The sequence below is a fragment of the Streptomyces aurantiacus JA 4570 genome (assembly GCF_000414115.1).
In the GTDB taxonomy this organism is placed as follows: Bacteria; Actinomycetota; Actinomycetes; order Streptomycetales; family Streptomycetaceae; genus Streptomyces; species Streptomyces aurantiacus_A.
Genome location: NZ_AOPZ01000007.1, coordinates 96,446 through 103,827 on the forward strand (window position 1 = coordinate 96,446; position 7,382 = coordinate 103,827).

The 7,382-nt window shown below is 74.5% G+C and carries 7 protein-coding genes and 1 pseudogene; 4 read left to right on the top strand and 4 right to left on the bottom strand.

Annotated features, from left to right (window positions below):
- Positions 1-273: 273 nt before the first annotated feature.
- The 3 genes from STRAU_RS01080 to STRAU_RS01090 all read left to right on the top strand — a co-directional run bounded on the left by STRAU_RS01080 (position 274) and on the right by STRAU_RS01090 (position 3,159).
- Positions 274-1,143, top strand: coding sequence for a GNAT family N-acetyltransferase (locus tag STRAU_RS01080; protein WP_016638355.1), 870 nt, complete (start codon positions 274-276; stop codon positions 1,141-1,143).
- Positions 1,140-1,931 (top strand): lysophospholipid acyltransferase family protein, encoded by a 792-nt coding sequence (locus tag STRAU_RS01085; RefSeq protein WP_259299794.1) that lies wholly within the window; start codon positions 1,140-1,142, stop codon positions 1,929-1,931. Before STRAU_RS01080 ends, STRAU_RS01085 begins: the two co-directional genes overlap by 4 nt.
- Before the next feature lie 190 nt (positions 1,932-2,121).
- Positions 2,122-3,159, top strand: coding sequence for a phytase (locus tag STRAU_RS01090; RefSeq protein ID WP_016638357.1), 1,038 nt, complete (start codon positions 2,122-2,124; stop codon positions 3,157-3,159).
- 24 nt (positions 3,160-3,183) lie between these two features.
- Here STRAU_RS01090 and STRAU_RS01095 read toward each other — a convergent pair whose 3' ends face one another.
- Positions 3,184-4,551 (bottom strand): hypothetical protein, encoded by a 1,368-nt coding sequence (locus STRAU_RS01095; RefSeq protein ID WP_016638358.1) that lies wholly within the window; start codon positions 4,549-4,551, stop codon positions 3,184-3,186.
- Positions 4,552-4,758: 207 nt separating this feature from the next.
- Here STRAU_RS01095 and STRAU_RS01100 point away from each other — a divergent pair, with 207 nt between their 5' ends.
- Complete coding sequence (locus tag STRAU_RS01100) at positions 4,759-6,042, top strand: molybdopterin-dependent oxidoreductase (protein WP_078620881.1); 1,284 nt, start codon at positions 4,759-4,761, stop codon at positions 6,040-6,042.
- A gap of 88 nt (positions 6,043-6,130) precedes the next feature.
- Here the strand turns inward: STRAU_RS01100 and STRAU_RS44620 are convergent, their stop codons facing one another.
- The 3 genes and pseudogenes from STRAU_RS44620 to STRAU_RS43360 form a co-directional block, all read right to left on the bottom strand.
- Entirely contained in the window at positions 6,131-6,352 is a 222-nt protein-coding gene (locus STRAU_RS44620) for a hypothetical protein (protein ID WP_037656872.1), read from the bottom strand.
- A 15-nt stretch (positions 6,353-6,367) separates the two neighbouring features.
- The gene (locus STRAU_RS01110) at positions 6,368-7,234 is read right to left on the bottom strand and encodes a class I SAM-dependent methyltransferase (protein ID WP_016638361.1); all 867 of its coding nucleotides are present in this window, start codon (positions 7,232-7,234) and stop codon (positions 6,368-6,370) included.
- Positions 7,231-7,382: pseudogene (locus tag STRAU_RS43360) on the bottom strand (glycosyltransferase); the annotation flags it as partial. The pseudogene STRAU_RS43360 and the gene STRAU_RS01110, both read right to left, overlap by 4 nt.

Consider the following 7,382-nt stretch of genomic DNA (forward strand, 5'->3'; position numbering starts at 1 on the left):
GCTCACGAGGGTCGGCACGATCGGTCTCGCGGACCTTGTGCGCAGTTCAGCCGGGGCGGTCACCGTGCTGAACAGGCGCCCTTCCCGTTGTCGGCCGCAGTCTCCCCGTCCGTCCGCGCTTCCGCTCCCGGCTCTCCGGCACCACCGCTCCCCACCGGCTCCCCGGCACCACCGCTCCTCACCGGCTCCCCGCTCCCGGTTGTCCCGCTCCCCGCTCCTGCCCGTCGGTTCCAGCGGACTCCCCGTCCGTCCCCATCGAACGGAGAACATGTCATGCCCGCGACACCCGTCACTCCCGCCCCCGCGGCCGCTCCCGCCACCCCGGCCCCCGCTCCCGCTCCCGCCATCGGCGTACCGGGCGCCCCAGGGACCCCGGACGCGCCCCTCTACGTGCCGTCCATCGCCGACTCCGAGGAGCAGATCCGGGCCGCCCAGCGCCTGCGCTTCCAGGTCTTCGGCGAGGAGATGGGCGCCTCGCTCGACACGCCCCTGCCCGGACACGACATCGACGCGTACGACGAGCTCGCGGACCACCTGATCATCACCGACACCACCAGCGGCGACGTCGTCGGCACCTACCGGCTGATCCCGCCCGGCCGCACCGACCTCGCCTACTCCGACGGCGAGTTCGACCTCACCGCGCTGCGGTCGCTGCGCTCCGCCACCATCGAGGCCGGGCGTTCCTGCGTGCACCCCGACCACCGCTCCGGCGCCGTGATCAACCTGATGTGGTCGGCGCTCGCCCGCTACGTCCTGCTCTCCGGGCACCGCTACCTGGCCGGCTGCGCCTCCGTGCCGCTGAGCGACGGCGGCACCGCGGCCGCCAGCGCCTGGCTGCTCGGCGATGCCAAGCACGCCTCGCCGCCCGAGCTGCGCGTCCACCCGCACCACCCGTGGACGCCCGGCGACCGTTCGGGGCACCGGCCGGCCTACGCCGACCTGCCGCCCCTGCTGCGCGGCTATCTGCGCCTCGGCGCCTGGATGTGCGGGGCGCCCGCGCACGACCCGGAGTTCGACTCCGCCGACTTCTTCGTGCTGCTCGACACCGAGCGGCTGAGCGAGAGGCACCGCCGGTTCTTCCTCGGGGACGCGGAACGCGGGGACGCTGCGCGCGGGGCCGCCGTGCCCGGGAGGAGCGCGTGAACCCCTGGGCCGTGGACGCGGGCTGTCCACGGTCCTGCGCGGTGCGGCCGGTGCGGCGGGTGGGGCCCGCCGTCGCCGCGGGGCGGTACGCGGCCCTCGCCCGCGAGCTGACCCGGAGCCTGCTCCTGGGCGAGCGCCTCGCCGGGGACGTCGCGCCCCGCGTCCAGGCGCGGCGCGTGCTGCGGGCGCTCGGCGTGGCACTCGAGGCGGGCCGCTGGCCGCTGAGCGTGCCGGCTTCCGACGCCGGCACGCTGATCGTCGCCAACCACATCTCGTGGCTGGACGTCGTCGCGCTGCTGGCCGTCGAGCCGGTGTCCTTCGTGGCCAAGAAGGAGGTGGGCCGGTGGCCCGTCGTCGGCACGCTCGCCCGCCGCATGGGCACGCAGTTCATCGATCGCGAGGGCGGCCGGCGTGAACTTCCGCTGATGGTGGGTGAGTTGGCCAAGGCGCTGGCGTCCGGCCGGTCCGTGCTCGTCTTCCCGCAGGCCACGACGTGGTGCTCGGTCTCCGCCGGACGGTTCCGCCGGGCCGCGTTCCAGGCGGCGGTGGACGCGGGGGTGGCGGTGCGGCCGGTGACGGTGGGGTACCGGCAGGGCGGGACGGTGAGCACGTCGGCGGCGTTCCTCGGGGACGAGGGGTTCGGGGGCTCGCTGCGGCGGGTCGCGGTCGCGCGCGGACTGACCGTACGGGTCACGGCGCACCCGCCGCTGTACGGCAACGACCGCAAGTCGCTGGCGGCGGGGGCATGGGCGGCGGTGTGCGCGGGGGAGGCGAAGGCCCACGGATGAGGCGGCCACGGGCGGGCCCGCCCCCGCCGCCACGATGTGTGACTGCACACGTTCAACTCGTGTTCACGGCCCGCTCGCGCACCGCTGGCACGCTCATCCCGCTTCTACCTGCCCCTACGGCGAACTCGCCCGGCCCCGGCGAACTCCCCCCGCCCCCGGCGAATTCGCCCCCGACGAAGAGGACACACCGGTGCCCGTCACCCGCAAGCTCCGTACCTCGCTTCTCTCCGCGAGCGCCCTGGCCGGCGCCGCCGCACTCCTCCTCCAGGCCGCGATACCCGCGCACGCGGTCGCGGACTTCGACGTCACCGCGACCGTGGAGACGGCGCCGGTCTCGGGCAGCGGTGACGCGGCCGACGACCCGGCGATCTGGGTGCACCCGGGCGACCCGGCCAAGTCCGTCGTGGTGGGTACCGACAAGAAGGGCGCCCTTGAGGTGTACGACCTGAAGGGCGCCCGGATCCAGCGGATCAGCGGGGACTACGGCAACAACGTCGACGTACGCGGCAATGTCGTCGTGTCCGCCGACGACGAGGCGGCGGGCGGCGACGGCGCCATGCGCGTGTACCGGATCGACCCGGCCACGCGGCGGCTCAAGCACCTCAAGGACGTGCCGACCGAGGTCACGGCGCACGGCATCTGCCTCTACACGTCACCGGAGTCCGGCAAGCTCTACGCCTACCCGAACTCCACGTCGGGCCGCGTCGAGCAGTGGGAGCTGGCCGTCAGCGGAGACGCGGTGACCGCGACCTCCGTGCGGCTCTTCGACGCCGGGTCCGCCGTCGAGGGCTGCTACGCCGACGAGACCACCGGCAAGCTGTACCTCGGCGAGGAGGACGTCGGCGTGTGGGTCTACGGCGCCGAGCCCGGCTCCGGCACCGCCCGCACCAAGCTCGACTCGACGGGCTCCGGCGGCCACATCACCGCCGACACCGAGGGCATCACCGCCGCCGGGAACCGGCTCTTCGTCTCCTCGCAGGGCAGCAACGACTTCACGGTGTACGACCGTCGCAACGGCTCCTACCTCGGCCGCTTCGGCGTGGCCTCGGGCACCGTGGCCGACGACTGCGAGGACACCGACGGCATCGACGCCACCGCCACGGCCCTCGGCTCCGCCTTCCCCAAGGGCGTGTTCATCTGCCAGGACGGCTCCAACGGCGCGCCCGGCGGCAGCGGCAACCAGAACTTCAAGTACGTACCGCTGGAGCGGATCACCGACAAGGTGTGACCCGCTCCGGGCCCCGCACCGGGCTCACCAGCCCGTGAACAGCAGGTGGTTGACGGCCAGGGCGAGCACCGCCTGCGCCGTCAGCCACGCCCGCGCGGCCGGGCGCGGCAGCAGCGCGGCGGCCGGGAGCAGGAAGAGGGCGAACGGCAGCCAGATGCGTTCCGTCTCCGCCTTGCTCATGCCGGACAGATCGGCGGCGGCGACCGCGAGCAGGGCGACGAGCACCACGCCCACCAGCCGGTCCGCCGCCGTGGTCTCCCGCGCACGCCAGCGACGTACCGCGCCCGGTGACGCCACGATCGTCCGCCGCAGGCCCGCCACCGTCGCGAGCCCGACGACGAGGACGGTGCAGGCCGGATTGGCCCAGATCCAGTACCAGTAGGGGCGCACCCCGGCCGCCCCCTGGTAGTAGCGGTCCACCAACAGGTGGTACGCCTCCCACCAGTTGAAGCCGAGCGCCGTGAACACCAGCGGCACCACCACCGCGCCCGCCACGAAGTACGGCAGCGGCCGCACCGTCCGGGCGATCAGCAGGACCCCGGCGACGACCACCGCGAAGAGCGTCAGGCCGTACGACAGATAGCAGGTCAGGCCGAACAGCAGCCCGGCGCCGGTCGCGGCCAGGGCGGGACAGCGGACCGCGCGCGTCGCGGCCAGCGCGAGCAACGCCGTCATCCAGGCCGCGACGGCGGCGAAGTAGCCGTCCGCCGACGCCCCCATCCACACGGCGGCCGGCGCGAGCACCAGGAACGGCGCCGCACGGCGGGCCACCGCCTCGTCCCCGAGGGCCCGCAGCGTGATGAGCACCGCCAGCACCGCCGTACTGCCCGCCGTGATGACGAACGCGCCCGCCCACCCGCCGCCGCCCAGGCCGATCCGGTCCAGGAAGACGAAGGTCAGCGGGGCGGCGGGCGGATGGCCCGCGGTGTGCGCTGGCCAGTGGTACTCGCCGGGCACCTGCACGATGTGCTGGGTGAAGTCGCGCAGCGCCGCCGGGATGTCGTCGAAGCGGTCGACGACCCGCAGGTACTCGTACTTCGTGGTGAGGCGCTCGGCGACGCCCCGGTGCCAGCCGTCGACGAGCGCGAGCGACCAGATCCAGGCCGTGGACGCCGCCCACGCCGACCCGAGCAGCGCCCGCCAGGGCAGACGGGCGGCGAGCACCGGCCCGTGGGCGACGACGGCGACGGCGACGGCGAGCGCGGCCGGAGTGCCCGGGCCGACGTGCGGGTCCCACTTGGCGTACAGGGGCGGCCAGTTGACGTGCAGGCTGCCGTCACGGTCCTCCATGACCCGGCCGACGACGACGGCCGCGGTGACGAGGAGGACGGCGAGCCCGGCGGCGACGAGGTCCCGTCGGGGGCCGGGCGTGCGTGGTTCTTGGCGGTTCACGCTGGCACGGTAGGCCGCCGAAGGGTGCCACGGGCGGCTGCGCGGCCCCGCGTCACCGAACCGTCAGATCTCCCGGGACACACGGTGGCCGCCGACGCGACCGTCAGCGTTTCGTCATGAGTTTCGGCGGCCGAACCGCAGGTCGCGCGCCATACGGTCGGGGCAAGGCGACGGACCCACGTCGCGCGGACCGCCGAGGACGCATCCATGGGCCACCCACCCACTCCTTCCTTCCTGAGCAGACTCAGGGCCCGTATCCCGTCGGCGCCGGTGTCGCCGTCGTCCCCGGGCTTCTGGCGCAGCCCGGTGCGCGGGACCTGGTTCACCGCGGTGCTCGGCACGGTGCTGCTGTTCGGGATGACACTGCTGTTCGTCACCGGACTGCTGTCGTACGCCGCGTACAACCCGGATCTCGCGGCCGTCAACGACAAGACGCCCGACAAGGGCCTGCTCGGCTTCTACCTCTTCGACTGGCCCACCGACCCGCACTGGCTGTACCGGCTCAACCAGGGCCTGCACGTCACCGTCGGGATCGCGCTGATCCCGGTGCTGCTCGCCAAGCTGTGGTCGGTGCTGCCGAAGCTGTTCGCGCTGCCGCCGGTGCGATCCGTGTCGCACGCCCTGGAGCGGCTCTCCCTGCTGCTGCTCGTGGGCGGCGCGCTCTTCGAGTTCGCGACCGGCGTCCTCAACATCCAGCTGGAGTACCTCTTCCCGGGCTCGTTCTATCCGCTGCACTTCTACGGCGCCTGGGTGTTCTTCGGCGCCTTCGTCGCGCACGCGGCGCTGAAGCTGCCCCGGACCGTGCGGGTGCTGCGCGAACGCGGACTGCGGGAGCAGCTGCGCACCCACGACAGGCCCCCGGCCGCCGAGCCCACCGTGTCCCGGCGCGGCGCGCTCGGCCTGGTCGGCGGCGGCTCCCTGCTGCTCTTCGGCACGACCGCGGGGCAGAGCTTCGACGGCTGGCCGCGCGCCACCGCCCTGTTCGCCCCGCACGGCGGCGCCGAGCCGGGCAAGGGGCCCGGCGCCTTCCAGGTCAACAAGACCGCCTTGTCAGTGGGTGTCGGCGCGGACCGCACCGGCGAGGCATGGCGGCTCGTCGTCGAGGGCCGCGGCCGCACCGTGCGCCTGACCCGCGCCGACCTGCTCGGCCTCGCCCAGCACTCCGCCGACCTGCCCATCGCCTGCGTCGAGGGCTGGTCGACGTCCGACCAGGCGTGGAGCGGCGTACGGCTGCGGGACCTCGCCGCGCTCGCCGGATACGAGGACGAGCCACCTGCTGTCCTCGTGGAATCCCTCCAGCTGCGCGGCGCCTTCCGCAAGGCGGCCCTGCGCGACAACCAGGTGCGCGACGCCCGCTCCCTGCTCGCCCTGCGCGTCAACGGCGCCGACCTGACGCCGGACCACGGCTACCCGGCCCGCGTCATCGTGCCCGCCGCACCGGGCGTACTGAACACCAAATGGGTGACCCGGCTGACCTTCGGAGAACTGTGATGAAGCAAGTTTCCGCTCGGCTGCGGCGCTGGTACGGCGCGGGGCCGCTCCATCTCCTGCTGCTGCTCGCCTCGTTCGCGCTCGCGCTCTACGCGGGCGTGCGGCTGCCGGCCGACGACTGGTTCCTGGTCGCGGTGTGGTTCGTGGGCGCCGCGCTGCTGCACGACCTGGTCCTTGTGCCGGTGTACGCGGCGGCCGACCGGGTGGTGACGGCGCTGCTCGGCGGGCGCCGCCGGGCCTGGACGGTGTTCGTCCGGGTCCCGGCGGCGCTCTCGCTGCTGCTCCTGCTCGTCTGGTATCCGCTGATCACGCGTCAGGTCCCGCGCTACGAAAGGTCGACGGCCCTGCCGGCCGATGTGTTCCTCACGCGCTGGCTGCTGGTGACGGCGGCGCTGTTCGCGGGCTCGGCGCTGTGGCTGTCGCTGCGCATGTGGTCGGCGTCGCGCGCGGGGCGGGTCCCGGGGACGGGGCGGTCTTGGCGTACGGCACGCGTGTCACGTACGCCGCGTACGTCCCGTGCGTCCCGGCGGCGCAGCGCCACGAACGAGCGGCCGCCCGCCGACCACTGATCGGCGACCTGCCAGCCCGCCGCGCGGGCGTACGTGAGCAACGCGGGCGTGCCGAGCCGGGCCCAGGGGAACACCTCGTCCGGCGCGGCCCGCCCGCTTCCGTCGTCGACGTGGACGCACACCCGCTCGTCGATGTCGACCGGGGCGGTCTCGGCGATCAACAGGCCGCGCGGCGCGAGGAGTTCGGCGACCCGGGCGAGCAGCGCCGTCGGGTCGCCGCCGATGCCGATGTTGCCGTCCATGAGCAGCGCGGTGCCCCAACGGCCCTCGCCCGGCAGCGTCTCGAACACCGAGCGGCGCAGCGCCGTGCCACCCAGGCCCAGGGTGTGCCGGACGGCCGCCTCGCTCACGTCGATGCCGAGCGAGCGGTGGCCGAGCGCGGCGAGCGCGGCCACCAGGCGGCCCGGGCCGCAGCCGATGTCGAGTACGGGCCCCGCGCAGCGGCGCAGCGCCGACAGGTCGGCCGGGTCCGGCGCCGCGCACCAGCGCTCCACGTCGAGGGGGAGCAGCCAGCCGTCCGCGCGGCGCAGGAACAGCGGTCCGCGGCCGGTGCGGAGCGCCTCCGCGTACGGTCCCGCGCACCAGGAGGGCGCCGCGTCCGGGGGCGGTACGACCGTGCTCATCGGCGCCCGGCCCGGGCGAGGCGGGCGAGTTCGGCGGCGAACCGGGTGTGTGTGGCCTCGGCCGCGACCGCCGCCGCGTCCGCCGCGGAGTCGACGTCCCGCAGCACCGGCAGGTCGCGCACGCGCAGGCCCGCGGCGGTGAGGCGGG

Bases quoted from the DNA above. Each gene is read 5' to 3' on its own strand.
- STRAU_RS01110 (WP_016638361.1), bottom strand. From the start codon at position 7,234: ATGAGCACGGTCGTACCGCCCCCGGACGCGGCGCCCTCCTGGTGCGCG.
- STRAU_RS01100 (WP_078620881.1), top strand. From the start codon at position 4,759: ATGGGCCACCCACCCACTCCTTCCTTCCTGAGCAGACTCAGGGCCCGT.
- STRAU_RS01080 (WP_016638355.1), top strand. From the start codon at position 274: ATGCCCGCGACACCCGTCACTCCCGCCCCCGCGGCCGCTCCCGCCACC.